Below are 26213 nucleotides of genomic sequence, written 5' to 3' on the forward strand. Positions count from 1 at the left end.
TGGCGCAACGTCTTACGAAAGGAATGATCGAATGTCGATGAAGGTATCCACGAAGGTCGCGTCGATGGCCGGCCTCACCATGGCCGCGGTGTTCTCGGTGGGTCTGGCTCCCGTCGCCGCCGCCGACAACCACTCGGGTCCGGTTGGGCCGGGTTGCGCGGCCTACGCCGAGCAGGTGCCCACCGGGCCGGGCTCGGTGAGCGGGATGTCGATGGCCCCGGTCGCCACCGCGGCCGCCAACAACCCGATGCTGACCACCCTGACGGCTGCGTTGTCCGGCAAGCTGAACCCCGAGGTCAACCTGGTCGACACCCTCAACGGCGGGCAGTTCACCGTCTTCGCGCCCACGGACGACGCTTTCGCGAAGATCGACCCGGCCACCATCGACCAGCTCAAGACCAACAAGGACCTGCTGACCTCGATCCTGACCTATCACGTGGTTCCGGGTCAGGCCACACCCGACAAGGTGGTGGGGACTCACAAGACCGTCCAAGGCGCGGACCTGACGGTCACCGGCTCGGGCGATCACCTGCAGGTCAACGGTGCCAACGTGGTGTGCGGTGGCGTGCGCACCGCCAACGCCACGGTGTACCTCATCGACACGGTGCTGATGCCGCCGGCGCAGTAGACCGGCGCGACCCGTACGCCGGCCCGCTCGGTGATCGAGAGCTCGGGCGGCGTGCGGGTCACCCCGCGGGTGAGGACCTGCGTCGCGCATACCTTCAGCATGGAAAGGGCAGCATAGGAACATGCCCACACTGTTGTGGTTCCGTCGCGACCTGCGCCTGAACGATCTGCCCCCGCTGTTGGAGGCTGCCGCCGACGGCAACGAGGTGCTCGCCTGCTTCGTGCTGGACCCGCGTCTGGAGACGTCATCGGGCCCACGTCGGCTGCAATTCCTCGGGGATTCGCTGCGCACGCTCGCCGACTCACTCGACGGCCGGCTGCTGATCACCCGCGGGCGGCCCGAGGAACGAATCCCCTTGCTGTGCAAGCAGATCAACGCCACCGAGGTGCATGTCTCGGCCGACTTCACCCCGTTCGGGGTGCGGCGCGACGCGGCGGTCACGGCCGCACTGGCCGAGACGGGGGCGACGCTGCAGGCCACCGGTTCGCCCTATCTCGTCACGCCGGGTCGGGTCACCAAGGACGACGGCACCCCGTACAAGGTCTTCACCCCGTTCCTGGCGCGGTGGCGGGAAGTCGGATGGCGCGGGCCTGCCGCCTCGGCAACAGCGAAGGTGAACTGGATCGACCCGGCGGACCTGCCCGCGAAGCTGCGGGTGGACGCCCCCGACCCGGGCGCCGACCTCGACCTCGAGGCTGGCGAGGCGGCGGCGCTGGCCGGGTGGAAGGAGTTCGTCCGATCCCATCTGGCCGACTACGACGAGGATCGCAACCGGCCGGACAAAGCGGCCACCAGCCGGATGTCGGCGCATCTGAAGTTCGGCACGATTCACCCGAGGACGATGGCCGCCGACCTCGACTTCCGCGCCAAGGGCCCGGCTTCGTATCTGCGGGAGCTGGCGTTCCGGGACTTCTACGCCGCAGTGCTCGACCAGTGGCCGGACAGCGCGTGGTGGAACTGGAACCGAAACTTCGACGCCATCGAGGTGGACACCGGCCCCGAGTCGACGAAGGCGTTCGAGGCCTGGAAGGAGGGCCGCACCGGATTTCCGATCGTCGACGCCGGGATGCGTCAGCTGCGCGACTCGGGATTCATGCACAACCGGGTGCGGATGATCGTGGCGTCCTTCCTGGTCAAGGATCTGCATCTGCCGTGGCAGTGGGGCGCCCGGTGGTTCCTCGAGCAGCTGGTCGACGGCGACATGGCCAACAATCAGCACGGCTGGCAGTGGTGCGCCGGGTCCGGGACCGACGCGGCCCCCTACTTCCGGGTGTTCAACCCGACCACCCAGGGCCAGAAGTTCGACCCCGACGGGGAGTACATCCGGCGGTGGGTGCCCGAGCTCGCCGACGTCACCGATGTCCACAAGCTCAAGGGCGGCCCACCGCCCGGTTATCCGGAGCCGATCGTCGACCACGCCGCGGAGCGGGTCGAAGCGCTGCGGCGCTACGGCCAGATCGGCTGAGCTCGGGTCGAAGCGGTATGCCAGAATTACCGCAGTTGCCGAGTGACAGGAGCCGCAATGGTCAGCACCGAGGTGGAGCGCTATTCAGAGGTCGATCCGGCCGACGTACCCTCAGCTGCCTGGGGCTGGAGCAAGGTCAATCCGCGCACCTGGCACGCTCTCGGCATCTTCGTCACGGTCTTCCTGCTGGCGATGTTGAAGGGCAACCACGTCGGCCACGTTGAGGATTACGTGCTGATCGTGTTCGCGGTGCTGGTGTTCGCCGTGACCGTGCGCGACTGGTGGGGTCGCCGCCGCGGCTGGATCCGCTAGGCCGACGCGCTAACCGCTGGCGGCGAGCTGACCGCATGCCGCGGCGATCTCCCGCCCGCGGGTGTCGCGCACAGTGCATGACACTCCCTGAGCGCGCACCCGGCGGACGAATTCGCGTTCCACCGGCTTGGGGCTGGCGTCCCACTCACTGCCCGGCGTCGGGTTCAGTGGAATCAGGTTCACGTGCGCCAACGGGCCGAGGGCCTGATGCAGCTTCTTGCCGAGTAGATCAGCACGCCAGGGCTGATCGTTGACGTCGCGGATCAGCGCGTACTCGATCGACACCCGCCGGCCGGTCTGGTCGGCGTAGTAGCGCGCGGCGTCAAGCACGTCGCTGACCTGCCAGCGGTTGTTCACCGGCACCAGGGTGTCGCGAAGCTCGTCGTCCGGCGTGTGCAGTGACAACGCCAGCGTCACACCGAGGTGTTCGTCGGCAAGCTTGCGCATCGCCGGTGCCAGCCCGACGGTCGACACCGTGACCGACCGCGCGGAGATCCCGAAGCCCTCCGGGGGCGCCGCGGTGATCCGCTGCACGGTGGCAAGCACCCGCGCATAGTTGGCCAGCGGCTCACCCATCCCCATGAACACGACATTCGACAGGCGTTCGCCGAACTCGTCGCGCGAGGTCACCGCCGCCGCCCGAACCTGCTCCAGGATCTCGGCGGTGCTCAGATTGCGGGTCAGCCCGCCCTGGCCGGTCGCACAGAACGGACACGCCATGCCGCAGCCGGCCTGCGACGAGATGCACACCGTGTTGCGGTTCGGGTAGCGCATCAGCACCGACTCGAACGTGGCGCCATCGTGGGCGCGCCACAACGTCTTTCGGGTCTCACCCGCGTCGCACTCGATTTCTTTGGCCACCGTGAGCAGCTTCGGGAACAGCGCATCGGCGACGGCGTCGCGGACCGTCGCGGGCAGATCGGTCATCTGCTGAGGATCGGCGAGCAACCGGCCGTAGTACTGCTGCGCGAGCTGCTTGGCCCGAAATGCCGGCAACCCCAGTTCGGCCACCGCGGCCGCGCGGGCCGCGGCATCCAGGTCGGCGAGATGCCGCGGCGGTAACCCACGCCGCGGTGCCTCGAAGACGAGCTCTCGTTTCATTGGCTCCAGTATGGCGGTCAGGCCAGCAGAGTCAGGACTATCCAGCCGGCGACCGCAGACGGCAGCATCGCGTCGACGCGGTCCATGATGCCGCCATGGCCGGGCAGCAGCGTGCCCATGTCCTTGATACCGAGGTCGCGCTTGACCTGGGACTCCACCAGGTCGCCGAGGACTCCGGTGATCACCAGCATCAGCCCGAGCGGCAGACCGACCCAGGCCGGCTTGTGCAGCAGGAACGTGACCGAAAGCACGGCCGCGGTGACGCCGAACAACAGCGAGCCGCCCAGGCCCTCCCAGGATTTCTTCGGGCTGATCGCCGGGGCCAGCAGATGCTTGCCGAACAGCACGCCGGCTGTGTAGCCGCCGATGTCGGCGAACACGACGGTGGCGATCACGGTGAAGACCCGGGCGCCGCCGTTGTCCTGGAAGATCAGCAGCGCGGTGAAACTCGCGAACAACGGCACCCAGGTGGCCAGCAGCACCGAGGCGGCGATGTCGCGAAGATAGTTGACCGGCTGCTCGCGCAGACCCTGACCGAGCAGGCGCCACACCATGGCGACCACGATCGTGGCACCGTAGGCGCCCAGCGTTCCCGCCACGCCCCACGGCCAGGCCAGCCAGATCATCGCCTGGCCACCGAGCAGCAGCGGCACGACGGGCATCACATACCCGTGCTCGCGAAGCCGGCGGACCACCTCGTGGGTGGCGATCGCCATCGCGATGGCCAATAGCGGCATCCACCACTTCGGGGCGAACAGCAGGCTGCCGATCGCCATTGCGCCGAGCACGACGCCGACGGCGATGGCGGCGGGCAGATCACGCCCTGCGCGCGAACTCTTGGGCGATGGCTGCGCGGCCGCGCCGCCGGTATCGGTTTCCGCCACTTCGATGCGTTGCTGAAAGGTGGCTACACCTCCAGCAATTCGCCTTCCTTGTGCTTGACCAACTCGTCGATCTGGCCGACGTAGGTGGCTGTGGCCTTGTCCAGATCCTTCTCGGCGCGCCCGACCTCGTCCTCGCCGGCTTCGCCGTCCTTGCGGATGCGGTGCAGCTCCTCCATGGCACGACGGCGCACGTTGCGCACCGACACCTTGGCGTCCTCACCCTTGGACTTGGCCTGCTTGACCAGATCGCGGCGGCGTTCCTCGGTCAGCTGCGGGATCGACACCCGGATGATGTTGCCGTCGTTGGTGGGGTTCACCCCGAGATCGGAGTGGCGGATCGCGTCTTCGATCGCCCGTAGCTGCGACGCCTCGTAGGGCTTGATGACGACCATCCGTGCCTCGGGCACGTTGACGCTGCACAGCTGCGTGATCGGCGTCGGCGACCCGTAGTAGTCGACGACGACGCGGGAGAACATTCCCGGGTTGGCCCGTCCGGTCCGGATGGACGCTAAGTCGTCGCGGGCGACCGAGACGGCCTTCTCCATCTTCTCTTCGGCATCGAAGAGAGCCTCTTCAATCATGTAGTGGTCCTCTCAACCGCTGACCAGAGTTCCGATCTTCTCACCTGCGACCGCCCGGGCGATATTCCCGTCGGTGAGCAGGTTGAAGACCAGGATCGGCATTCCGTTGTCCATGCACAAACTGAACGCCGTGGCGTCGGCGACCTGAAGCCCGCGATCGAGCACTTCGCGGTGGCTGATCTCGGTGATCATCTGGGCCTTCGGGTCCTGTCGCGGATCGGCGGTGAAGACGCCATCGACAGCCTTGGCCATCAGCACGATATCCGCACGGATCTCGAGGGCGCGCTGCGCCGCTGTGGTGTCGGTGGAGAAGTACGGCAGACCCATGCCGGCTCCGAAGATCACCACGCGCCCCTTCTCCAGGTGCCGCACCGCGCGCAAGGGAATGTAAGGCTCCGCGACCTGCCCCATGGTGATGGCGGTCTGAACCCGGGTGACGATGCCTTCCTTTTCCAGGAAGTCTTGCAGCGCAAGGCTGTTCATGACCGTGCCGAGCATGCCCATGTAATCGGAGCGGGTGCGTTCCATCCCGCGCTGCTGCAGCTGCGCGCCGCGGAAGAAGTTGCCGCCGCCGATGACGACAGCAACCTGGACGCCACTGCGGACCACCTCGGCTATCTGGCGGGCCACCTGGGCGACGACGTCGGGATCCAACCCGACCGATCCGCCGCCGAACATCTCCCCACCGAGCTTGAGCACCACCCTGTTGAAATGTGGGCGCAATTCCTGAGAATCCGTCGCCGTCTCCCCCATCAGACTCCTCGGACTAGTCGGGCTCCTGGCATGAGAGTGCCATCCCGGCGACTTTCGGGACGGCACTTCCATCCTGCCTCATCGCCGAAGGTGCCGATTTCCCGGGTTATGCCTGGTGCGCCCATCACCACAGCACAGCGATACCCGCTGCCGTCAGCGATAAGACCCCCACCGAGAGGAAGACCGGGCGCGGAACCGGCTCGCCGGTGCGCCGCTGCCGGGCGTTGCCCATACCGAGCAGGCCACCGATCACCACCAGGATGGCCAGCTTGACCCCGATCTTGGGATAGTTCAAGACAATTCCGGCGGGCCACGGCGCGGCCAGCGCCAGACCGGTGAGCAGCGACACCAGCAGGCCGTAGTCCATCAACCGGGTGGTGCGAAACCTCCGGGCGGCTCCCTCGGCCGCCCACGCGCCGAACGTCACCGCGAACCCGACGATGTGCACCAGCACAACTACATGACGTAGTAGTTCCATGCGGCAGAGCCTACGACACGACGTCGCCCATCAAGCGGCAGTCAGCCGAGGTGCGCCGACAACAGCCAGGCCGGCATCGACTTGCGACCCTTCGGCTCCTCACGCAGGTCACCACCGGCCGACTTGACCATCTCAGCCATCTCCGGTGGCACGTTGGCGTGAATACGCGCGGGACGGATCTCGTCGATCACCCAATACGGTTCGACCGCGGCGCGCAGCTCGTCCTCGGTCACCGGATGCACGGGCCCATTGGCGGGCATCGATCCGACCGCGAAGACCAAGACGAAGTAGGACGCCCCCGGTGCGGCCGCACGCACGATCGAGCGCTGATAGCCGTCGCGCAACTCGACCGGCATCGAGTGGAACAGGGTCGAGTCGACGATGGTGCCGAATCTGCCGTCGTAGCCGCCGAAGTCGCTGATGTCGGCGACGTCGAAACTCGCGTTCCGCAGGCCGCGCTTGGCCGCCTCCGCGCGGGCGAGCTCGATGGCCGCGGGTGACAGGTCAAGACCGACGGTGGTGAAGCCGCGCTCGGCGAGGTAGATCGAGACCGCCGCCTCCCCACAGCCGGCATCAAGCACGTCACCGTGAAACTTGCCCTGTTCGATCAGGGCCGCGATCTCGGGCTGGGGCTCGTCGATGCTCCACGGCGGACGAAGGCCCGCGAACTGCGGAGCCGACTGACGGTAGGCCGAATCAAAGAGATCTTCTGTACTCATACCTCCACGACTATCAACCCAGTTGATATATGTCAATATCATTGACATGGGTGGAGGTCACGACGAGCCGCTGGGCTACCTGATGCACCGGGTGGCCTCGGCGCTGCGCGCCGAAGTGAGCACCACCGCGCTCGAACCGGCCGGCCTCTCGTTCCCGCAATACATCTGCATGCGAATTCTGTCCCGGTTCCCCGACCGCTCCAACGCTGAACTGGCCCGCGACACCGGCGTCTCGCCACAGGCGATGAACATGGTGCTGCGCAGCCTCGAAGAACGTCGGCTGGTCACCCGCCCCGACACCGTGGCCTCCGGCCGTTCGTTGCCCGCGAAGCTGACCCGGGCCGGTGCAGAGCTGCTGGACAGCACCGAGACGGGCGTCCGCGCCGCCGAGCAGCGGCTGATGGCGGGCCTGTCCACCGAGCAGCGGCGAGAATTCCGTACCATTCTCGCCGCCCTCGGCGCCCCGGACCAGTAGCTGATCCCGATTACGTTGCGCTGCAGCCTCGTTGGTTGTCAGTGATTGGCGTGGCAGGCTTTCGGTGGTGACGGCGGCAGGTCAAGCGCGGGATTGCCGTCGAAGAAGCCGATCGGCTTGAGGTGGAATCCGGTGTAGGCGCACGGCATCACCGGCCAGTCCTCGGGCCGAACGATGTGGTGGGCCCCCACCGTGTACCAGAGCACCACGTCGGTGTTGTCCAGCGGGGCGTCGTCGGCGACGTACTCGGGCAGCCCCTGCGCCTCGGCGCACTGATACATGTAGTCCCCGGCGGCGAACTTCTCGGCCGGGTCGTACTTCGTCACCCACAGATTGTGTTGGACGAAGCGGGCCCGGTCATAGATGTAGGAGCCCTCCTGCACCATCACCGGCACCGGATCCCGCGGCACCAGCTTGTAACCCACCTCGGCGCCGAGTTCGTTGATCTTCGACGGGTTGGTGACTTTCCAGTACCGCCCGGTCTGCCAGTTCCAGTCCCGGGCGCCCTCGGCCTCCGACGCGACAAGGGTGTCTCGGGTGATCCAGGCATTGTGGTGCGGGTTGAGCGCCGGGTCGGGCTCGGCGATCGAATCCACCTCGTAGACACTGTTATCCGGACCATCAATGGCCATGTCGAGTCGGAAACTGAAGAAGTGCTGGTGATTCGGGCCGTAGATACCCGGCGCCACCAGCTTGCCCCACCGCGGCTTCTCACCCTCGGGGATCGACCCCGTCGTGAGCACCCCGGAGAGTTTGACCTCCATCTCGATCGACGCGTCGTTGTACAGGTACCAGAAGAACCCGTACTCATAGTTGCCGACCGTGCAGATCATCGAGATCACCAGCCGGCGCGAGCGGCGCACCTCGACCTCGCCCGTGCGGAAATCGGTGTGCTTCCAGGAGATTCCGTAGTCTTCTTCGTGCATGCAGATCGCGTTGGGGATGGTGACCGCGTTGCCGTCGGAATCGTGCACCATGCCGTCGAAGTAGAAGATCTCGCCCAGACAGTCGCAACCCAGGGTCAGCGGGTTCGCCGAGAAGCCCATGCCGACCTCGCCCATGTCGAACACGTTCTTGTTCCAGTGTGTCGGCGAGGTGTCCCCGTACGGCACCACCATCTCCGAGAGCGCGGCCCGGTACATGATCGGCCGGACGGTGCCCCGGTCGTTGTAGGTGATCTCGTGCAATGTCAGGCCCTCGCGCGGGTTGAATCCCACTCGTAGAGACCACTTCTGCCACTCGACCTTCCAGCCGTCGACGGTGAAGCTCGGTCCGTCCGGCTGGGTGATCTCGATGGTCTTGACGTCGTCGCGGAACTCGGTGAAGGCCGGTCGGTTGTCGGCGTCGAACATGAACTGCGCCGAGTAGTTGCCCGCCTTGGGCGGCAACGGCACCACGCCGTGGTCTTCGACGTCGAGCACCGTCATGGAGTCGAGGTCGAAGGTCACGATCACGCCCTCCACCGGGCGGGCGTATCCGTGCTCCGACGGCGCCGCCCGCATGAAGGTGAGCGGGCGACAGATCAGCGGCGAGTTCTCGTAGTGATCCTGCGCTCCGTAATAGCCGGCCGGCCACGGATCGATCATCGCCAGGTCGAAATCGGTGATGCCGCGCTTGCGCATCGCCTCCTGCCAGCGTGGGTCTGCTCGGACCACCTCCTCGACGCCGGTCATGTGCTCGACCAGATACGACGGGAAGCGGCCGGGAATCGCAGTCCAGGACTCCACCACCCGGGCGCCGATGTCGACGACCGACTCGTAGATCATCTTGGCCGCCCCGTCGTACATGGTGCAGAACGCCCGCCGCGGGACATCGGTCATCGACTCAAACGTCAGTTGCGTGTTCTTGTCCGGCTCGGCGAGCTGGATCATCACGAATTTTAGTGTCGGAGTTGAATAGTCGGATTCTTTGACGATCGCGGCCGCCATCTCGATCTCGGCTCCGCTGAGCGGGTCGAGCGGGTAAGCGGCACGGTCATCGGTCGTTCCCGCGCTCAGCACGGTGCTGTCCATGGTCATTGTCGGTCAAACCGCCTCAGGGCTAGGTGATTCGGATTTCTTGAGATCGAGCACGGCCAGATGCGCCAGTGCGTCTTCCTTGGTCGTCTTGTGCGCCGAGCGCCGGCCGAAGATGTAGACGACGACACCCAGGGCGAACATGCCGAGCGCGATGCTGCCGGTCCAGGTCATCCAGGTGCTGTCGGGCACATCCGCGATCCACGACTTCGCGAACGAGTAATAGACGCCGCCGATGGTGCCCAGCGAGCCGACGATGACCGTGATCCAGACACCGACCGTGCCGCCGGGGATCCGCCAGAACTTTTCCGCGGCATAGCGATCGGAGTACTTCTTGCGCGCGATGATGACCGGGACGAGGAAGAAGAATCCGGAAATCAGCCACGCGATGGACAGGCCGCCCTGCAGGAACACGGTGACGTTGGCCATGCTGCTTTGGGAGTAGAGCCCCACGATGAGCAGCGACGAGAGCACGCCCTGGATGAGGATCGCCGTCACGGGATTGCGGGTACGCGGATTGAGGTGCGTAAAAATGCGCGGCAGGTGACGTTCCAGACCGGAGACGAAGATCAGTCGGGAGTAGGTGACCTGGTAGCTCATCAACGCCACAAACACGATGATGGCCAGCACGACAGCCGCGGCTTCCATCACGCCCTTGGGTGCGGCGGTGCCCAGCATGCCGATGACACCGGTGACCGGATTCACCTGATCGGCCGGCAGCACCATGATGGTGCCAAGTGTGGTCAGCAGGTAGATCAGGATCAGCGCGATCGACCCGTACACCACCATTTTCGGTCCGCTCTTGCGTACCGAGAGGAACTCCGCGCCCATGTTGTACGGCGTCTCGACACCGACCAGGTAGAGCAGCACGGTGCCATACAGGAAACCGGCGCCGGCGAAGTCGGGAACCATTGCGGCGTGCGCGGTGAACTCCTGGGCCGACCCATTGCGGATGGCGTAGATGACGCCGGAGATGAAGATGACGGCGGTCAGGGCCCAATAGACGACGAAGACGGTGTTCATGATGCGTTGGTTGGCAGCGAGTTTGGCCAGCGCCAGGCCGATGACGGCCCACAGCAGCGCCACCTGGATGATGATGGTGAGCGTCAGGCCCAATTCGGCGTGAAAAGCCAGCAGCAGGAACTGCAGGATGATCGCCGGTGAGGACGCCGAGTTCAGCACCACCGGGATCCACGACAGGTAGCCGCCGATGAATCCCCAAGTCTCGCCCATGGTTCGGGTCGCCCAGATGTAGACACCACCTTCACCGGGCCACAGGTTGCCGAGTTCGGCGACCGCCATGCCCGCGGGGATCAGGAAGGTGAGGATGCCGAGAATCCACATCGGGATCGCGGTCCACCCGCCGGCAGCCATGATCGACGAGCCGGTGATCCAGCAGATGATGAAGACGTAGGTGGCGGTCAGGCCGAAGGTGGTCATCACCTTCGGCAGTACCTGCTCGGGAACGAGCTCTGTGGTCAGCAGCTTGTCACGCCCGGCCGAGGCCGGCGCATCTATTTGTTGCGTCATACGTAACTCCCCATCGGAGTTGGATCAATTGATGATTTGTCCGTCTCTCATCCGGACGACACGGCTCGCTTCATCGGCCACCGTGGGATCGTGGGTGCTGGCAACGACCGTCACGCCCAGCGTTGAGCACAGGTCGCGCAGCATGCGCACCACCGTCTCCCCCGTACGGTGGTCCAGATTTGCAGTCGGCTCGTCGGCCAGCACCAGCGTCGGGTTGCTGATCAGCGACCGCGCGATCGCGGTGCGCTGCTGCTCACCGCCCGACATCTTGGTCGGCTGGTGGTGCACCCGGTGGCTCAGCCCGACCAGGTCGAGCAGGTCGAGTGCGCGCTGCCGCAACGCCTTACGGTCATACGGCTCGAACATCAGCGGCAGCTCGACATTCTCGACCGCGGACAGGAACGGGATCAGGTTGTAGCTCTGGAAGATGAACCCGATGGTGTCGTGGCGCAGTGCGGCGAACTGACTTTCGGTCAGCCTGGCGGTGTCCCGGCCTGCGATCAGCACCGACCCTTTGGTCGGCCGGTCCAGGCCGCCGATGATGTTCAGCAGCGTTGACTTGCCGCTCCCACTCGGACCCATCAGGCAGACGAATTCGCCTGGCATCACGGTCAACTCGGCGGAGATCAGGGCTTTGACGACTTCGTCGCCGAGCTTGTGCAACTTCCACACGTCGCTGATCTCGATCACCGGCGACGGCTCGGGCGCTGACGCGACATCGGGGACGGCGTCTTCGACTGCGGTCATGTCTAACCTCCGGTCGACAGGGAATGGACGGGGGGACGCGACGCCGCGTTCCAGGTGGGGATGACGCTGGTCGCCAGGGCGGCGGCAATGCTGACCGCGACCGCGATCGCCGAGCCGAATCCGAGACCGGCCGCCGACACCCCGGTGGGCACCAGACCGAGCATGCCGAATGCGACGGCGGCGATGATCGCAAGCACCACACCGACGATCGCTCCGAGCGTGGCCGCGACTGCCGGTTCGACGAGCAGTGCGGCGATGACAGGACGGCGCGGCACTCCGGTGGCGCCGAGCACCCCGAGTTCGCGGGTGCGATGCGCGATCGTGCGGGTGGTCGCCACAGCCACTTCCACGACACCCACCAGCAGCACCGTGATCGCGATCAGGATGACGGCCCGGCCGATTTCTCCTGCGTGACCCAGCGACGCCGACTGTTCCTGGATGCCTGCCGACATTCCGAAGACGATGACGACGAGAAAGGCGCCGGTGGCGGTGGTGACGATCGGTAGCACCATCTCGCGGACCCGGCGTCGTGCCGCCAGCCAGCCGTAGGAAAGTCCGAACCTCATCATCAGCGCGCTCCGAGCAGGTCGACCGGACGGTTCTGCAACAGGCGATGCACCGGTATCAGTGCACCGACGATCGACATCGCGGGCAGGAAGCCCGCCACCATGCCGGCCGCCTGAAGCCAGGTGACCGGGGTCGCGATGCCCGGAATCACCAGCCACACAGCGACTCCCGCGGTCAGCACCCCCACCACGTAAGCCGCCATGAACACGACGGCGGACTCCACCAGGAAGAAATAAAGCACCTCGTCGGCCAGGCCGATGCTGGACATGATGCCGAACTCACGGCGGCGTTCCTGCACGGCCGCCAGGAAGGACGAGACCGCGATGATGAACCCCAGCACCAGCCCGATGATCGAGATGATGCCCAGCGTCGAGCTGGTGACCTTGCCGGAGAACAACGCCGAGTACTTCTGATCGAACGTCAGCGGGCCGGTACCGCCCACCGTGTCGTAGATCAATCCCGGGCCGCCGGGATCGGGCTTGACGGACGGATCGGAGGTGGACCGCAGCCCTACCGCGTCACCGAAGGTGCTGCCGAGGCTGCGGCTCTTCTCCTGACCGGTCGGCGCGTACACGGTCCACCACCCGCTGTCGCCCACCACGGTGCGCGCCAGTGGGGTCGACACCGTGACCGATTCTCCCGTGCCGCGTACCACCACAGCGAGGCTCTGCGAGCCGACACTGACCCGGTCACCGTCGTGCAGACCCAGTCTTTGCGCGACACCGGAGCCCAAAACTGCTTGGCTGTCTGGGATTTCGTCATTGCCGCGCAGCGATACCGGCGTACCACCGATATCGGTGATGCCCGAGAGCGTCTTGATCGCCCGCCACCCCCCAGGGGCGTCGATCACCGGGACCGGACCATCGGCGACGAGCGCCTGCACCGAGCTGTCGTAGTGGACGCCCGCGGCAGGCACCGCCCACAGTTGAGCACCACTGAGCACGTCGGTCACCGAATCGGCGCCGGTGATGGCGAAGCTCGACGAAATCGTGCGCACCACCGTCACGCAGGTGATCGCCAGTGCGATACCGAGAACAGACAGCACAAACCGTTCGGGCCGCCGGCGGATGTTCGCCCAAGCAAACCGGAGCAGACGCACGAACGTCTTGTTTCCGGATGTTGTGGCGATCACCGATGGCCGCGAAATCGTTGTGGAGGCAGAGGTTTCCACACCGAAAATATTCGGCGTGGACTGTTTCGGCCACCGAATCCGCTGATGTCACTCGAGTTACGCGAGCACCCCGGCTGTTAAATCAAGGTGTCTGTGGCAACTAGTGCGGCAGCGGCTGTTCGTGCGCGGTGTCGATGCGCGGCCACGGCTGGGCCGCCTCGAGCTCGTAGGCGAGCTCCAGGAGTCGGCGTTCGTGGCCGAGTGGCCCGGCCAGCATCATGCCCACCGGCATGCCGGACGCGGATTGGGCCAGCGGCAAAGAGATTGCCGGCTCGCCGGTTGCGTTCTGCAGCGGGGTGAATGCCACCCAGTCGATCAGTCGGTCCATGATCTGCTGGAAGTCCGCGGTGGGATCCAGATGACCGATGCGGGGTGTCTCCTCGGCGAGCGTGGGCATCAGGATCACGTCGTACGTCTGATACAGCCGGGCGGTGATTCGCCGCAGCCTGCGCAACCGCGTGATGGCGATCGGCAACTTGTGCAGGTTGCGGGTGGCGTGCCGGTCGAGCCCCAGGGTGAGATTGTCGAGCTTCGTCTTGTCGAAACTCTGACCGAACGTCCGCTGCCCGGTGCGCACCAGCGTCATCGCCAGAAACGCCCAGTACAACAGGAAGTCGTCCAAGAAGTAGCGCGGCACCGGCGGCTGGTCGAGGTATTCGACGCTATGACCAAGGCCGGCAAGCAGTTCGGCGGTCTTCAGGGTGTGATCCCGGATGCTGGGTGCGGCCTGACGAACCACCGACTGGGTGACGACGGCGATGCGCAGCCGGGCAGTGCTCGGCCCGGTCACCGCGCCGATGGGCGGCAGCTTGCGGTCGCGCCAGACCCGCTCGGCTTCCCGGTAGAACGCGGCGGTGTCGCGCACACTGCGGGTCAGCACCCCGTCGTTGACGATGCGCACCGGCATCTGTCGGGTCATCTTGTCCAGCGGTAGCCGGCCCCGTGACGGCTTGAGGCCCACCAGGCCGTTGCAGGCGGCGGGGATGCGGATGGAGCCGCCGCCGTCGTTGGCGTGGGCGATGGGCACCACACCGGCCGCGACGAACGCACCGGAGCCCGACGACGACGCCCCGGCGGTGAAGTCGGTGTCCCACGGATTGCGAACGGCGCCCAGCCGCGGATGCTCGGCGGAGGCGCTGAACCCGAACTCCGAGAGCTGGGTCTTGCCCAGGGGCACCACGCCGGTGGCCAGAAAGAGGCCGGCGAACTCGCCGTGCGCGGGCTGGGGACGGGGCTCCCAGGCGTCGGTGCCCTGCATTGTCGGCATGCCCTCGACATCGACGTTGTCCTTGATGAACGTCGGCACCCCGTCGAAGTATCCGTGGCCGCCGGCGGCCGCGCGGGCCAGTGCCCGCTCGAACGTCTGATGGGCCAGACCGTTGAGCATGGGGTTGACCGCCTCGGTACGCGCGATGGCGGCCTCCACGAGCTCGAGGCGGGATACCTTGCCGGTGCGGAGGGCGTCGACCAGAGCGACGGCGTCCATCGTGCCGAGCGCGTCATCGCGGTAGGCGTTCACATGTTGCATTCCGCCGACGCTAGCAGGCACGTGTTCAATAGCAGCGATCCCGACATGGCAAAACCCCGCGCCTCCGGGATCGCCGGATGTGGCGCGGGGTTTTCCAGTGGGCGGTTGGTGTTCCGCCCAAGTTTGGTGTCGGGCGCTAGGCCTGGCCGACCTCGAACCGGACGAACCGGGTCACGGTCACGCCGGCCTCGTCGAGCAGCGCCTTGACGGTCTTCTTGCTGTCGGACACCGACGGCTGGTCGAGCAGCACGACGTCCTTGTAGAAGCCGGTGACCCTGCCCTCGATGATCTTGGGCAGTGCCTGCTCGGGCTTACCTTCGGCCTTGGCGGTCTCCTCCGCGATGTGGCGCTCGTTGGCCACGATGTCGGCGGGGACGTCGTCACGGGTCAGGTACTTGGCCTTCAGCGCGGCGATCTGCAGCGCCACCGAGTGTGCCGCCTCGGTGTTGTCGCCGGTGTATTCGACCAGCACGCCCACGGCGGGCGGCAGGTCGGCGGCACGCTTGTGCAGGTAGGCCTCGACGTTGCCGTCGAAGTACGCCGCGCGGCGCAGTTCGAGCTTCTCGCCGATCTTGGCCGAGAGTGCCGCGACGGCTTCCTCGACTGTCGTGTCGCCGATCTTGGCGGCCTTGAGGGCCTCCACGTCGGCGGCCTTGGACTCCGCCGCGGCGGCGACCACGTCGTTGGCCAATTTCTGGAACTCGGCGTTCTTGGCGACGAAATCGGTCTCGGAGTTGAGCTCGATCATCGCCCCGCCCTTGGCGGCGACCAGGCCTTCGGCGGTGGCACGCTCAGCGCGCTTGCCGACGTCCTTGGCACCCTTGATGCGCAGCGCTTCGACAGCCTTGTCGAAGTCGCCGTCGCTCTCCGCCAGGGCGTTCTTGCAGTCGAGCATGCCCGCACCGGTGAGCTCCCGAAGCCGCTTGACGTCGGCAGCGGTGTAGTTAGCCATGTGGCCCTTCCCTAAAAACTAAGAACCTTCAGTGGTGGTTTCGGTGGCGACCGGCCCAGCGTCGTTGGGGGCCGACGCGGTTGCGCTGGCGAGCAGCTCCTGCTCCCACTCGGCGAGCGGCTCGGCCGCGGCTCCGGAACCGGAGTCAGCCTTGTCGCCCGAACCGCCGGAGCGTGCCTGCAGACCCTCGGCCACCGCGGAGGCGATCACCTTGGTGAGCAGCGCCGCGGAGCGGATCGCGTCGTCGTTGCCCGGGATCGGGTAGTTGACCTGATCGGGGTCGCAGTTGGTGTCCAGGATCGCGATGACCGGGATGCCGAGCTTGATGGCCTCGCTGATCGCGAGGTGTTCCTTGTTGGTGTCGACGACCCACACCGCAGACGGCACCTTCGCCATGTCCCGAATACCGCCGAGGCTGCGCTCGAGCTTGGTCTTCTCGCGGGTCAGCATCAAGATTTCCTTCTTGGTGCGACCCTCGAAGCCACCGGTCTGCTCCATGGCCTCGAGCTCCTTCATCCGCTGAAGGCGCTTGTGCACGGTCTGGAAGTTGGTGAGCATGCCACCCAGCCAGCGCTGGTTCACGTACGGCATGCCGACGCGCGTCGCCTCTTCGGCGATGGATTCCTGGGCCTGCTTCTTGGTGCCGACGAACAGGATGGTGCCGCCGTGGGCGACGGTCTCCTTGACGAACTCGTAGGCCTGATCGATGTAGGTCAGCGTCTGCTGCAGATCGATGATGTAGATGCCGTTGCGGTCGGTGAAGATGAACCGCTTCATCTTGGGGTTCCAGCGTCGGGTCTGGTGCCCGAAGTGCGTGCCGCTGTCAAGCAGCTGCTTCATGGTTACAACAGCCATGGGTCGGCCATTCCTTATGTGTTGTCGGTTGTCGCCCGGCTTCGGGTGAAGCCAAGCCCTGGCGCCTGAGGCGTGCCGACCCGTCGTTGTGAAACCTCGGACGAGACCAACCGGCATGCGTGGTGCAAGTGTCGACGTGGCGAACTTGCGGAACAGGCGCGCGAAGTCAACCCGCTCGCGCGAGTTGCAGGGGAAAGTTTACACCGCTCGAAGGGGTGCTTTGTCCACAGCGCGGCGCCCGTCCACAGGATGGCTCCTGGCGGCTTTCGTCTCGGCGAATATCGCGCTGAACTGGAGTGATGCGGGTCATTGCGGTGGTGGTGGCGGCGTTGCTGGTGGGTGCGGGCGCCGGGCGTGCCGACGCGGGCCGGCTGGTGTGGCCGCTGCGGCCTCCGCCGTCGGTGACCAGGGCCTTCGACGCACCGTCGCCGGACTGGCAGCGCGGTCACCGCGGCGTGGACCTGGCCGGGACGCCTGACCAGCCGGTTTACGCCGCAGGCCCGGCGACGGTGGTCTTCGCCGGGAGGTTGGCGGGGCGCCCGGTGGTGTCGTTGGCGCATGCCGGCGGACTGCGCACCAGCTACGAACCGGTCGAGGCCTCGGTGCGGGTCGGTCAGCTCGTCGACGGGTCGACGGCGCTGGGCCGGCTGTTGCCCGGGCATGCGGGCTGCCCGGCGCCGGCGTGCCTGCATTGGGGGGCGATGTGGGGGCCGGCGTCGCGAGCCGACTACATCGATCCGCTGGGTCTGCTGGCCGGCACGCCGGTTCGGCTCAAGCCGCTGGCGGGGTGAGAATCCCCACCGCGAGCAGACACAAACTCGTACGAACTGGCTCTCGAAATTGCGAGTTGGTGTCTGCTCGCGAGAAGTAATTCTCCGTAGGCTGGTCGGTAATGAGCATCGCGCCCGACACGACCGTCGTCCTCGGCCACCGATTCGCCACCGAGTTGCCCGAGATCGCGCTGCGCTGGCAGGCCGAAGCCGCCCCTGACCCACGGCTGCTCGTGCTCAACGAGACGCTGGCCGCCGAGCTGGGGGTGAACCCCGCCTGGCTGCGCAGTCCCGACGGAATCGGGCTACTTGTCGGGACTCAGCTGCCCGCGGACGCCGAGCCCGTCGCGCAGGGGTATGCCGGTCACCAGTTCGGTGGCTGGGTGCCGCGCCTGGGCGATGGCCGCGCACTGCTGCTCGGTGAACTCACCGACGCCGACGGGCGGTTACGCGATCTGCATCTCAAGGGATCAGGCCGCACGCCGTTCGCCCGCGGCGGCGACGGCCTGGCGGCGGTCGGTCCGATGCTGCGTGAATACCTGATCAGCGAGGCGATGCACGCGCTGGGCATTCCGACCACCCGCTCGCTGTCGGTCGTGGCCACCGGGCGCATCGTCCAGCGCGAGACCCAGCTGGAGGGCGCCGTCCTCGCCCGTGTCGCGTCCAGCCATCTGCGCGTCGGCAGCTTCCAATATGTCGGGGCCGCAGGCGAACTCGAGGTGCTGCGACGACTCGCCGACCATGCGATCAGCAGGCACCACCCGGCCGCCGCCGAAGCCGACAATCCGTATCTGGCGCTGCTCGACTCGGTGATCGCCGCTCAGGCCCACCTCGTCGCGCAGTGGATGCTGGTCGGCTTCATCCATGGCGTGATGAACACCGACAACATGACGATCTCGGGTGAGACGATCGACTACGGGCCATGCGCTTTCATGGACGCCTTCGACCCCAAGACGGTGTTCAGTTCGATCGACTCGTGGGGCCGCTACGCCTACGGCAACCAACCTTCCGTCGCCACCTGGAATCTCGCCCGCTTCGCCGAGACGCTGCTCGGGCTGATCGATGAGGATCAGGACCGCGCTGTCGAGCTGGCGACCGAATCGCTGCAGCAGTTCGCGCCGCGGTACTCCTCGGCGTGGTTGGCGGGCATGCGCCGAAAGCTCGGACTGGGTGCCGAGGTCGAGCACGCACCCGCCCTGCAACTCACCGAGGATCTGGTGGAGCTACTCGAAGGCGAGCGCGTCGACTACACCTCGTTCTTCCGTCGGCTCGCCGAGGGTGTCATCGAGCCACCGTTCGAGGCGTGGGCGACCCGGTGGCGCAGCCTGAGCCCGGACGTCGAAGCGATGCGCCGGGTCAATCCGGTGTACATCCCCCGCAATCACCTCGTCGAGGAGGCACTGACCGCGGCCACGGTGGGCGACCTCGAGCCGTTCACGCGGCTGCTGGTGGCGCTCAGCTCGCCGTACGACGAGCGTGCGGGGTTCGAACGCTACGCCGAGCCCGCACCGGAAGATTTCGGCCGCTGCTTTCAAACATTCTGCGGCACTTAGATTCTCAGGCGCGCGGGTGAGCCTGATCGTGCACTGCGCGCAGGCGCGCGACCGTCACATGGGTGTAGAGCTGCGTGGTCGCCAACGTCGAGTGACCGAGGATCTCCTGGACGATGCGCAAGTCGGCGCCGCCCTCGAGTAGATGGGTGGCCGCGCTGTGCCGCAGACCGTGCGGTCCGATGTCGGGCGCCCCGTCGACCGCCGACATCGTTTGGTGCACAACCGTGCGGGCCTGGCGGGGGTCGAGTCGCTTGCCGCGCGTCCCGAGCAGCAGCGCAGGACCGGAGTCGGGGGTGGCCAGTTCGGGCCTGCCGTCGGTCAGCCAGGCAGTGAGCGCGGCCAGCGCCGGCGCCCCGAACGGGACCGTACGTTGTTTGTTGCCCTTGCCCAGAACGCGCAGCACCCGCCGGCCGGTGTCGACGTCGTCGATGTCCAGGCCGCACAGTTCGCTGACGCGGATGCCGGTGGCGTAGAGCAGCTCAACGATCAGCCGGTCACGCAGCGCCAGCGGGTCGCCCTGCTCGGCGCCGAGGTCGGCGGCGGCCATGGCGGCCAGCGCCTGATCCTGACGCAGTACCGCGGGCAGGGTGCGACGGGCCTTGGGCAGCTGAAGCCGGACCGCGGGGTCGTCAGCAAGCAGACCGCGCCGGACGGCCCAGGCGGTGAACGTCTTGACTGCCGAGGTGCGCCTGGCCAGGGTCGTGCGGGCCGCTCCGGCGGCGGATTGCGCGGCCAGCCAGGAGCGCAGGATCGGCAGGCTCAGTCCGCCCAGCCCGGCGCCCGGGGCGCGCTCGTCGAGGAAGGCCAACAGCGATTTCACATCGGTGAGATAGGCCCGTTGAGTGTGCTCGGAGCGGGCGCGCTCCAGCGCGAGGTACTCGGCGTAATCGTCGAGGATCGCCGCGTAGTCGCTCGGGTCCACTCCGCTACGTTCGCAGACGCGCGGGCATTACGGGAGCGAGCGGCCCGGCGTGTCCGAAACAGCCGCTAATTTGCACTGCTTGCCGAGGTTGCCTCGTCGTCGCCGAACCATTTCTCCTTGATCAAGTTGTAGGTGCCGTCCTCGCGCATCAGGAACACCGTTTGGTTGATCGGTTTGCGCAACGGGCTGTTGATGGCAAAGACATAGCCCTGGCTTTCGTCCTGGAAGACCGGACCGGCCAATGCGACGGCACCCTCGCCGCGGTGTGCGGCGTAATAGCGGAGCACCGGCGCGTCGAACACGACCGCGTCGTAATCGGCGTTGTTGAGCAGGTGGTAGGAGTCGTCGATCGTACGGGTCTCGGTCGCTTCGATGCCCATGCCGCGCAAGTACGACGAGGCGGTCGTATCGGCCACCGTCGCCACCGACTTGCCATACAAATCCGCCGGACCACTGATCTTGGACTCCAGCTTCGCCACGGTCAGTGTGGCGCTCAGGTTCGCGGAGTAGAAGGACACAAAGACAATGCCCGCGAAGCCCCACAGAATCGCCAGCGCACGGGTGACCGACTGGGTGGCCGCGGTGCTGTTCTTGCCGACGAGCGACCCGATTCCCCAACCGAACGCCTGGAATATGCCCGGGAAGTATGACCTCGAGACAACCGGTTTGGCGGTACGACGTTCAATGAACCAGAAGATGTGCGCCGGGACCACACTCACCACGACGGCGGCGCTGAGCCAGATCAACATGGTCCGGCTCCACAACAGATCGAGGAAACCCCCCAGGCCCGGCACCGACGGTCGGGTGTGGTGGACGGGCACCATTATCTGCAGCCCGGCATCGAGTGTGGGCTGCGAGAAGTCGAAGGACTTTTCGCGTTGGGCGGTCAAGGAGATCGCGCCTACCGCCAGATCGGCCCTGCCGTCGGCCACCGCGGCGAGTTGGCCGTTGACGTCGTCGGTAGCGAGGTAGTCGGTGCTCCAGCCGAGCCGCCTGGCGATCTCGGTCCATAGGTCGATGCTGAACCCGGTCCACTCCCCGGTGCTGGTCTTCATCACAAATGGCTCGAGGCGGTGAATCGCGACGGTGACCTGTTGTGATCCGTCCTCGGGAGCGGGTTGCGCCGCCGCCCGCGGTGCGCCGATCAGCCCGAGGCCGGCCACCCACACGAGAACCGACACCGCGACCAGTCGATAAGAACGCAGAACCACTCACCTCGCTTGTCGGGAACCCTCCGAGGCTATCGCGCAGAGTCAACTGTTCGCCCGCCACCGACAGAGCGTCGGCGCCACTGTGCGCACCAACGGCTGTGGGTTGCCGGCGTCAGGACCGCTTGAACGGATTCCAGCGCGACCGCGGCGCCTCGCTCTCGGCGTGACCCGAGCACCACTGGCCGGCAGGCACGCCGCGACGTACTTGATCGACGTGCATGCCACACCCCGACCACGTCGTCTTCCCGCACACCCGACAATTCACAGCTCGGCACATCGTGATCTCCTTTCCGGAAGAGCCGGCGTCAGGCCAGGCTCAAGAACAATTTCTCCAACTCGTCGATCGTCAACTTCTGGGCGCCTTCGCGCCCGGCGGCGGCCGGGTCGATGCATTCGCGCAGGCCGGTCGCGATGATCGTGAAACCCGCACGGTCCAAAGCCTTTGACACCGCTGCGAGCTGAGTGACGACATCCTTGCACCCGCGACCCTCTTCGATCATCCCGATCACACCGCCGAGTTGACCGTGCACACGGCGCAGCCGTGTCAACGCGCCGGCGACGGCCGCATCACACTGCGGCTGATGGCCTTTCTCGACGTCGACGACGTCGACTTTCTCGGTTCCCACCATTTCTGTATACCATACCCCCTATGGTATGACTAGATTGTCGCCGTCCACGGGCTGCGGCCTGAGTCGCGTCACACGAGAGGGAGATGCCGCCAATGCTTGGCTTGCTGAAACGGTTTTGGGTGGCAGCGATGGTGGTGATCGCTCTACTCGCCGCGGTCGGTGTGGTCGGCCGGCTTCGAACGTTCTTTGACTCCGACAAGCCCTATCTCGCCGCCGCGATGCCGGCAGACGCCATCAAGCCCATCAACACCAAGCGGGTGACCTATGAGATCGTCGGTCCCGCAGAGGCATCCGGGCGGATCAGCTACCTCGACGTCAACGGCAAAACGATCGAGGCCGCCTTCACGGAGTTGCCCTGGTCGGTGACGGTGAGCACCACCGATCCCGGCGTGCTGGCAAATGTGGTCGCCCAGGGCGATACCGATGCTCTGGGGTGCCGGATCCTGGTCGACGACAAACTCGTCGCCGAGAATTTCGCCAACGGCCGTGACGCGCAAGCCTTCTGTCTGGACAAAGCCGCATGAGCGCCCACACCAAGGAAACCCGGACCCGGGTCCCCCGCACCATCCGGGCGCTCGCGGTTCCGATCATCCTGGTCTGGGTGGCATTCACCGCAGCCGTGAATCTGCTTGTCCCGCAGGTCGAGAAGGTCGGCATGGCCAATGCCGTATCGATGTCACCGCAGGACGCGCCGGCGGTGATCGCCGCCAAGCGGATGGGGCAGAAATTTCAGGAGTCCACGTCGGACAGCATCGCCATGGTGGTGCTCGTCGGCGATCAACCCCTGGGCGACGCGGCGCACCGCTACTACCAGACCCTCGTCGAGAAGTTCAAGGCCGACCCCAAGCACGTGGAGCACGTTCAGGACTTCTGGGGCGACATGATCACCGCCGCCGGCGTCCAGAGCAGTGACGGCAAGGCCGCCTACGTCCAGCTGAACCTGGCCGGCGACCAGGGCAGCACCGAAGGCAACCACTCGGTGGATGCTGTGCGCACGATCATCGACCAAACCCCGCCTCCCGCAGGGCTACACGCCTATGTCACCGGGCCTGCGCCGCTGACCACGGATTCACTCGAAGCCAGTGACCGCGGCATGATCAAGATGACCGTGGTCACGATGATCGTCATCACGATCATGCTGGCCTTGGTCTACCGATCGGTGAGCACCGTGCTGCTCATATTGGCGATCGTCGGCATCGAGATGGGTGCCGCCCGCGGCGCGGTCGCGGTGATCGGCCACCTCGGAATCATGGACTTCTCGACGTTCTCGGTTCCGCTGATGACGGCATTGTCGATCGCAGCGGGCACCGACTACGCGATCTTCCTGATCGGTCGCTACCACGAAGCCCGACAGAACGGCGAGGATCCGGAATCGGCCTATTACAGCGCATTCCACGGCGTCGGCCACGTCATCCTGGGCTCCGGGCTGACCATCGCGGGCGCCATGCTGACGTTGCGGCTGACCCGGCTGTCCTACTTCAATTCGCTGGCCTACCCGTCAGCCCTGGCCCTGATCATCGTCGTCGCCGCCGCACTGACCGTCGCCCCGGCCATCCTGGTCGTCGCCAGCCGATTCGGTCTGCTCGATCCCAAGCGGATGATGAAGACCAGGGGGTGGCGCAAGGTCGGCACCGCAACAGTCCGCTGGCCCAAACCCATTCTCGCCGCGGCGACCAGCATCGTGCTGCTCGGCCTGCTGGCCATGATCGGCTACAAGACGAGCTATGACGACCGCCGCTACATTCCCTCCGACGTGCCGGCCAACGTCGGATACACGGCGGCCGAAAAGCACTTCAGCACAGCGCGACTCAACCCCGACATCATGACCATCGAGTCGGACCACGACATGCGCAACCCCACCGACATGATTGTGCTCGACCGGATTGCCAAGGCGCTGTTCAGAATCAAAGGCATCGCAATGGTGCAGAGCATCACCCGTCCGCTGGGCTCCCCCATCGCCCACAGCTCCATCCCCTACCAGATCAGCATGTCCTCGGTACCGATCACCCAGAACCTGCAGTTCTTGAAGCAGCGCGTCGGCGACATCAGCAAGATGAGTGACGACATGGGCGCGATGATCGGATCGATGACTCAGCTGCAAGCGTTGATGGTGAAGTTCTCCGACGCCATGCACACCACCGTCGGCGCGGGCCACGGCATGGTGGAGTCAGCGCACCGCAGCGTCGCCGACATGGACACCATGAAGGCCACGCTGGACCAGATGCGCGATAACATCGCCAACTTCGACGACGAGGTGCGGCCGTTCCGTAATTATTTCTACTGGGAGCCAAACTGTTTCAACATCCCGGCCTGCTTTGCGGTGCGCTCGGCGTTCGACGCGATGGACGGCGTCAACACGTTCAGCGACAACATGGCCGCACTGCAGACCGACATGACGGCGATGGTCGACGGCATGGACAAGATGGTCAACGGCATGGACAGCATCGACGCGCTGGTGCCGCAGATGGTGCAGCAGTTCGGCCCGATCATCGCAACCGCCACGACGATGCAGCACACCCTGCAGACCATCCACAGCAGCTTCGACGGGTTGATCCAGCAGATGCAGCAGATGACCGACACGGCCACCGCGATGGGTGAGGCGTTCGACGCCTCCAAAAGCGACGACTACTTCTACCTGCCGCCGGAGGTGTTCGCCAACCCGGACTTCCAGAAGGGGCTGAAGCTGTTCCTCTCACCGGACGGCAAAGCGGCCCGGCTTATTGTGACCCATGATGTGAATCCCGCATCGGAAGCCGGCATCTCGGTGGTCGACGACCAGCTGACCGCCGCGCACGAGGCGATCAAGGGCACCGCGCTGGCCAATGCGGACGTCTACCTGACCGGCACGGCGGCCACGTACCGAGACGTGCAGGCGGGAGCCAAATACGACACCATGATCGCCGCGTTCGCCGCTCTGACACTGATCTTCATCGTGATGCTGATCATCACGCGCGCCCTGGTGGCGTCGATGGTGATCGTCGGGACGGTGGTGATCTCGCTGGGTGCCGCCTTCGGCCTGTCGGTGTTCATCTTCGAGCGGATCGTGGGCATCGAATTGAACTGGATTGTGCTGGCGTTCGCAGTGATCATCTTGATGGCCGTCGGCAGCGACTACAACCTGCTGCTGGTGTCGCGATTCAAGGAGGAGATCGGCGCGGGTATCAACACCGGCATCATCCGGTCGATGGGCAGTACCGGCACTGTGGTCACCGCGGCCGGACTGGTGTTCGCCTTCACGATGGGTTCGATGATCTCCGGTGACCTGCTCAACGTCGGTCAGGGCGGGATGACGATCGGCATCGGCCTGTTGCTCGACACGTTGATCGTGCGGTCCTTGATGACACCGTCGATCGCCGCGATCCTCGGACCCTGGTTCTGGTGGCCGCTGCGGGTCCGGCAGCGGCCGGCCTACAGCGAGCGGATGCGCGCGGTCCCAGCCGAGCGGGACATCAAGCCCGAACCCGAGAATGACACCGAGGCGATCGCGCCGGCTTAAGCCTCCCCGGCTTCGGCCTCGGCGAGTTCACGCTTCCACTGCTTGAACGTCTCTTCGGTGCGGCCGCGCCGCCAGTAGCCGGAGATGGAGGCCCACTTGGCGTCGACTCCGCGCTCCTTGCGGATGTAGGGGCGCAGGTTGTGCATGACGGCTTGGGCTTCACCGTGGATGAAGACCTGCACCTGGCCCGGGAGCCACAAGGTGGTGGTGACGGCCTCGATCAGCGGCGCGTTGTCACCGGCCCGGTCGTCGCCGACCAGGTCGGCGCGCCCGCCGCGGTAGATCCAATTGATGGCCACGGACTCCGGCGCGTTGAGCTCGACTTCGTCCTCGGGTCCGGCCACCTCGATGAAGGCCTTGCCAACAGCGTTGGGCGGCAACGCTTCCAGGGCTGCGCTGATGGCTGGGAGTCCTGCCTCGTCGCCGGCGAACAGATGCCAGTCGGCGGCCGGGTCGGGCGCGTACGCCCCGCCGGGGCCCATCAGGTAGACGGTGTCGCCGGGTGTGGCGGCCGCCGCCCACGGTCCGGCCACGCCGTGCTCACCGTGGACCACGAAGTCGACGGTGATCTGACGAGCCTGCGGGTCGACGCGGCGCACGGTGTAGGTGCGCACGGTGGGCTGCTGTTCGGGCGGGAAGTCCTTGAAGCTGTCGAGCGTCAGCGGGTGCGGCAGCGACGTGACGTCGATGTCGTCGCGCACGAAGACGAACTTGACGTAGGAGTCGGTGAACTCACCGGGTGTGAACGTGTCGAACCCGGTACCGCCGAGGACGACGCGCACCATGTGCGGCGCCAGCTGCTCGGTACTGACGACCTGAAATGTGTGTAGTGGTCGACCCGCCACATCGCCTCCCGACGAAAGAAAATCGA

Annotated in this window: 26 protein-coding genes; 8 read left to right on the top strand and 18 right to left on the bottom strand. The window is 66.0% G+C overall.

Translation table 11 applies throughout. From position 1 onward, the window contains the following. Positions 1-37 precede the first annotated feature (37 nt). The 3 genes from AB4879_RS14990 (at position 38) to AB4879_RS15000 (ending at position 2405) form a co-directional block, all read left to right on the top strand. Positions 38-628: a fasciclin domain-containing protein gene (locus tag AB4879_RS14990; protein WP_370508195.1), complete on the top strand. Its 591-nt coding sequence runs from the start codon at positions 38-40 to the stop codon at positions 626-628. A gap of 121 nt (positions 629-749) precedes the next feature. Next, entirely contained in the window at positions 750-2093 is a 1344-nt protein-coding gene (locus tag AB4879_RS14995; RefSeq protein ID WP_370508196.1) for a deoxyribodipyrimidine photo-lyase, read from the top strand. 57 nt (positions 2094-2150) lie between these two features. Beyond that, positions 2151-2405, top strand: coding sequence for a DUF2631 domain-containing protein (locus AB4879_RS15000; RefSeq protein WP_036338962.1), 255 nt, complete (start codon positions 2151-2153; stop codon positions 2403-2405). 9 nt (positions 2406-2414) lie between these two features. Here AB4879_RS15000 and rlmN read toward each other — a convergent pair whose 3' ends face one another. The 6 genes from rlmN to AB4879_RS15030 all read right to left on the bottom strand — a co-directional run bounded on the left by rlmN (position 2415) and on the right by AB4879_RS15030 (position 6921). Continuing rightward, on the bottom strand, positions 2415-3506 hold the full coding sequence (rlmN, locus tag AB4879_RS15005; RefSeq protein WP_370508197.1) for a 23S rRNA (adenine(2503)-C(2))-methyltransferase RlmN: 1092 nt from the start codon (positions 3504-3506) through the stop codon (positions 2415-2417). Between the two features lie 17 nt (positions 3507-3523). Then, entirely contained in the window at positions 3524-4390 is an 867-nt protein-coding gene (locus AB4879_RS15010; protein ID WP_102806844.1) for a phosphatidate cytidylyltransferase, read from the bottom strand. A 23-nt stretch (positions 4391-4413) separates the two neighbouring features. Further along, positions 4414-4971, bottom strand: a complete 558-nt coding sequence (gene frr, locus AB4879_RS15015; protein WP_370508198.1) for a ribosome recycling factor — start codon at positions 4969-4971, stop codon at positions 4414-4416. 12 nt (positions 4972-4983) lie between these two features. Continuing rightward, positions 4984-5724 (bottom strand): UMP kinase, encoded by a 741-nt coding sequence (gene pyrH / locus AB4879_RS15020; RefSeq protein ID WP_102806846.1) that lies wholly within the window; start codon positions 5722-5724, stop codon positions 4984-4986. A gap of 124 nt (positions 5725-5848) precedes the next feature. Beyond that, positions 5849-6202, bottom strand: a complete 354-nt coding sequence (locus AB4879_RS15025) for a Fe-S protein (RefSeq protein ID WP_102806847.1) — start codon at positions 6200-6202, stop codon at positions 5849-5851. A 41-nt stretch (positions 6203-6243) separates the two neighbouring features. After that, positions 6244-6921, bottom strand: coding sequence for a class I SAM-dependent methyltransferase (locus tag AB4879_RS15030; RefSeq protein WP_370508199.1), 678 nt, complete (start codon positions 6919-6921; stop codon positions 6244-6246). Between the two features lie 46 nt (positions 6922-6967). Between AB4879_RS15030 and AB4879_RS15035 the strand changes: the two genes are divergently transcribed. Then, positions 6968-7396 carry a MarR family winged helix-turn-helix transcriptional regulator gene (locus AB4879_RS15035; protein ID WP_102806849.1) on the top strand — a complete coding sequence of 143 codons (429 nt, stop codon included), beginning with the start codon at positions 6968-6970 and terminating at the stop codon, positions 7394-7396. A 38-nt stretch (positions 7397-7434) separates the two neighbouring features. Here AB4879_RS15035 and AB4879_RS15040 read toward each other — a convergent pair whose 3' ends face one another. The 8 genes from AB4879_RS15040 to rpsB form a co-directional block, all read right to left on the bottom strand. Next, positions 7435-9414 (bottom strand): primary-amine oxidase, encoded by a 1980-nt coding sequence (locus AB4879_RS15040; protein WP_370508200.1) that lies wholly within the window; start codon positions 9412-9414, stop codon positions 7435-7437. A gap of 6 nt (positions 9415-9420) precedes the next feature. Further along, a complete protein-coding gene (locus AB4879_RS15045; RefSeq protein ID WP_199189845.1) occupies positions 9421-10941 on the bottom strand; it encodes an APC family permease in 1521 nt (506 codons plus the stop codon). Between the two features lie 24 nt (positions 10942-10965). Beyond that, a complete protein-coding gene (locus AB4879_RS15050; protein ID WP_102806851.1) occupies positions 10966-11688 on the bottom strand; it encodes an ABC transporter ATP-binding protein in 723 nt (240 codons plus the stop codon). 2 nt (positions 11689-11690) lie between these two features. Beyond that, positions 11691-12257: an ABC transporter permease gene (locus tag AB4879_RS15055; RefSeq protein WP_102806852.1), complete on the bottom strand. Its 567-nt coding sequence runs from the start codon at positions 12255-12257 to the stop codon at positions 11691-11693. Further along, positions 12257-13426: an ABC transporter permease gene (locus AB4879_RS15060; RefSeq protein ID WP_370508201.1), complete on the bottom strand. Its 1170-nt coding sequence runs from the start codon at positions 13424-13426 to the stop codon at positions 12257-12259. The genes AB4879_RS15055 and AB4879_RS15060 overlap by 1 nt, the downstream gene beginning before the upstream one ends. 100 nt (positions 13427-13526) lie before the next feature. Beyond that, positions 13527-14954, bottom strand: coding sequence for an amidase (locus AB4879_RS15065; RefSeq protein WP_370508202.1), 1428 nt, complete (start codon positions 14952-14954; stop codon positions 13527-13529). A 136-nt stretch (positions 14955-15090) separates the two neighbouring features. Beyond that, complete coding sequence (gene tsf, locus AB4879_RS15070) at positions 15091-15906, bottom strand: translation elongation factor Ts (RefSeq protein ID WP_102806855.1); 816 nt, start codon at positions 15904-15906, stop codon at positions 15091-15093. An 18-nt stretch (positions 15907-15924) separates the two neighbouring features. Then, positions 15925-16761 carry a 30S ribosomal protein S2 gene (gene rpsB, locus AB4879_RS15075; RefSeq protein WP_370508203.1) on the bottom strand — a complete coding sequence of 279 codons (837 nt, stop codon included), beginning with the start codon at positions 16759-16761 and terminating at the stop codon, positions 15925-15927. 299 nt (positions 16762-17060) lie between these two features. Between rpsB and AB4879_RS15080 the strand changes: the two genes are divergently transcribed. Continuing rightward, positions 17061-17552, top strand: coding sequence for a M23 family metallopeptidase (locus AB4879_RS15080; protein ID WP_370508204.1), 492 nt, complete (start codon positions 17061-17063; stop codon positions 17550-17552). A 101-nt stretch (positions 17553-17653) separates the two neighbouring features. Beyond that, positions 17654-19084, top strand: coding sequence for a YdiU family protein (locus AB4879_RS15085; protein WP_370508205.1), 1431 nt, complete (start codon positions 17654-17656; stop codon positions 19082-19084). Positions 19085-19088: 4 nt separating this feature from the next. Here AB4879_RS15085 and AB4879_RS15090 read toward each other — a convergent pair whose 3' ends face one another. The 3 genes from AB4879_RS15090 to AB4879_RS15100 form a co-directional block, all read right to left on the bottom strand. Then, complete coding sequence (locus AB4879_RS15090; RefSeq protein ID WP_370508206.1) at positions 19089-20006, bottom strand: tyrosine recombinase XerC; 918 nt, start codon at positions 20004-20006, stop codon at positions 19089-19091. A gap of 65 nt (positions 20007-20071) precedes the next feature. Further along, entirely contained in the window at positions 20072-21217 is a 1146-nt protein-coding gene (locus tag AB4879_RS15095) for a transporter substrate-binding domain-containing protein (protein ID WP_370508207.1), read from the bottom strand. A 305-nt stretch (positions 21218-21522) separates the two neighbouring features. Continuing rightward, on the bottom strand, positions 21523-21846 hold the full coding sequence (locus AB4879_RS15100) for a metal-sensitive transcriptional regulator (RefSeq protein WP_370508208.1): 324 nt from the start codon (positions 21844-21846) through the stop codon (positions 21523-21525). A 92-nt stretch (positions 21847-21938) separates the two neighbouring features. Here AB4879_RS15100 and AB4879_RS15105 point away from each other — a divergent pair, with 92 nt between their 5' ends. Next, entirely contained in the window at positions 21939-22370 is a 432-nt protein-coding gene (locus tag AB4879_RS15105) for an MmpS family transport accessory protein (protein WP_233209257.1), read from the top strand. After that, the gene (locus AB4879_RS15110) at positions 22367-25342 is read left to right on the top strand and encodes an RND family transporter (protein ID WP_370508209.1); all 2976 of its coding nucleotides are present in this window, start codon (positions 22367-22369) and stop codon (positions 25340-25342) included. Before AB4879_RS15105 ends, AB4879_RS15110 begins: the two co-directional genes overlap by 4 nt. Here AB4879_RS15110 and AB4879_RS15115 read toward each other — a convergent pair. Further along, a complete protein-coding gene (locus tag AB4879_RS15115; RefSeq protein WP_370508210.1) occupies positions 25339-26187 on the bottom strand; it encodes a siderophore-interacting protein in 849 nt (282 codons plus the stop codon). The genes AB4879_RS15110 and AB4879_RS15115 overlap by 4 nt on opposite strands. Positions 26188-26213: the final 26 nt, after the last annotated feature.

This window comes from Mycobacterium sp. SA01 (genome assembly GCF_041287105.1).
Classification (GTDB): domain Bacteria; phylum Actinomycetota; class Actinomycetes; order Mycobacteriales; family Mycobacteriaceae; genus Mycobacterium.

What these genes read in the sequence shown, in the direction of transcription:
- AB4879_RS14990 (WP_370508195.1), top strand. Translation starts at nt 38, where the DNA reads ATGAAGGTATCCACGAAGGTCGCGTCGATGGCCGGCCTCACCATGGCC.
- AB4879_RS14995 (WP_370508196.1), top strand. Translation starts at nt 750, where the DNA reads ATGCCCACACTGTTGTGGTTCCGTCGCGACCTGCGCCTGAACGATCTG.
- AB4879_RS15000 (WP_036338962.1), top strand. Translation starts at nt 2,151, where the DNA reads ATGGTCAGCACCGAGGTGGAGCGCTATTCAGAGGTCGATCCGGCCGAC.
- rlmN (WP_370508197.1), bottom strand. Translation starts at nt 3,506, where the DNA reads ATGAAACGAGAGCTCGTCTTCGAGGCACCGCGGCGTGGGTTACCGCCG.
- frr (WP_370508198.1), bottom strand. Translation starts at nt 4,971, where the DNA reads ATGATTGAAGAGGCTCTCTTCGATGCCGAAGAGAAGATGGAGAAGGCC.
- pyrH (WP_102806846.1), bottom strand. Translation starts at nt 5,724, where the DNA reads ATGGGGGAGACGGCGACGGATTCTCAGGAATTGCGCCCACATTTCAAC.
- AB4879_RS15025 (WP_102806847.1), bottom strand. Translation starts at nt 6,202, where the DNA reads ATGGAACTACTACGTCATGTAGTTGTGCTGGTGCACATCGTCGGGTTC.
- AB4879_RS15030 (WP_370508199.1), bottom strand. Translation starts at nt 6,921, where the DNA reads ATGAGTACAGAAGATCTCTTTGATTCGGCCTACCGTCAGTCGGCTCCG.
- AB4879_RS15035 (WP_102806849.1), top strand. Translation starts at nt 6,968, where the DNA reads ATGGGTGGAGGTCACGACGAGCCGCTGGGCTACCTGATGCACCGGGTG.
- AB4879_RS15040 (WP_370508200.1), bottom strand. Translation starts at nt 9,414, where the DNA reads ATGACCATGGACAGCACCGTGCTGAGCGCGGGAACGACCGATGACCGT.
- AB4879_RS15045 (WP_199189845.1), bottom strand. Translation starts at nt 10,941, where the DNA reads ATGACGCAACAAATAGATGCGCCGGCCTCGGCCGGGCGTGACAAGCTG.
- AB4879_RS15050 (WP_102806851.1), bottom strand. Translation starts at nt 11,688, where the DNA reads ATGACCGCAGTCGAAGACGCCGTCCCCGATGTCGCGTCAGCGCCCGAG.
- AB4879_RS15055 (WP_102806852.1), bottom strand. Translation starts at nt 12,257, where the DNA reads ATGATGAGGTTCGGACTTTCCTACGGCTGGCTGGCGGCACGACGCCGG.
- AB4879_RS15065 (WP_370508202.1), bottom strand. Translation starts at nt 14,954, where the DNA reads ATGCAACATGTGAACGCCTACCGCGATGACGCGCTCGGCACGATGGAC.
- tsf (WP_102806855.1), bottom strand. Translation starts at nt 15,906, where the DNA reads ATGGCTAACTACACCGCTGCCGACGTCAAGCGGCTTCGGGAGCTCACC.
- rpsB (WP_370508203.1), bottom strand. Translation starts at nt 16,761, where the DNA reads ATGGCTGTTGTAACCATGAAGCAGCTGCTTGACAGCGGCACGCACTTC.
- AB4879_RS15080 (WP_370508204.1), top strand. Translation starts at nt 17,061, where the DNA reads ATGCGGGTCATTGCGGTGGTGGTGGCGGCGTTGCTGGTGGGTGCGGGC.
- AB4879_RS15085 (WP_370508205.1), top strand. Translation starts at nt 17,654, where the DNA reads ATGAGCATCGCGCCCGACACGACCGTCGTCCTCGGCCACCGATTCGCC.
- AB4879_RS15100 (WP_370508208.1), bottom strand. Translation starts at nt 21,846, where the DNA reads ATGGTGGGAACCGAGAAAGTCGACGTCGTCGACGTCGAGAAAGGCCAT.
- AB4879_RS15105 (WP_233209257.1), top strand. Translation starts at nt 21,939, where the DNA reads ATGCTTGGCTTGCTGAAACGGTTTTGGGTGGCAGCGATGGTGGTGATC.
- AB4879_RS15110 (WP_370508209.1), top strand. Translation starts at nt 22,367, where the DNA reads ATGAGCGCCCACACCAAGGAAACCCGGACCCGGGTCCCCCGCACCATC.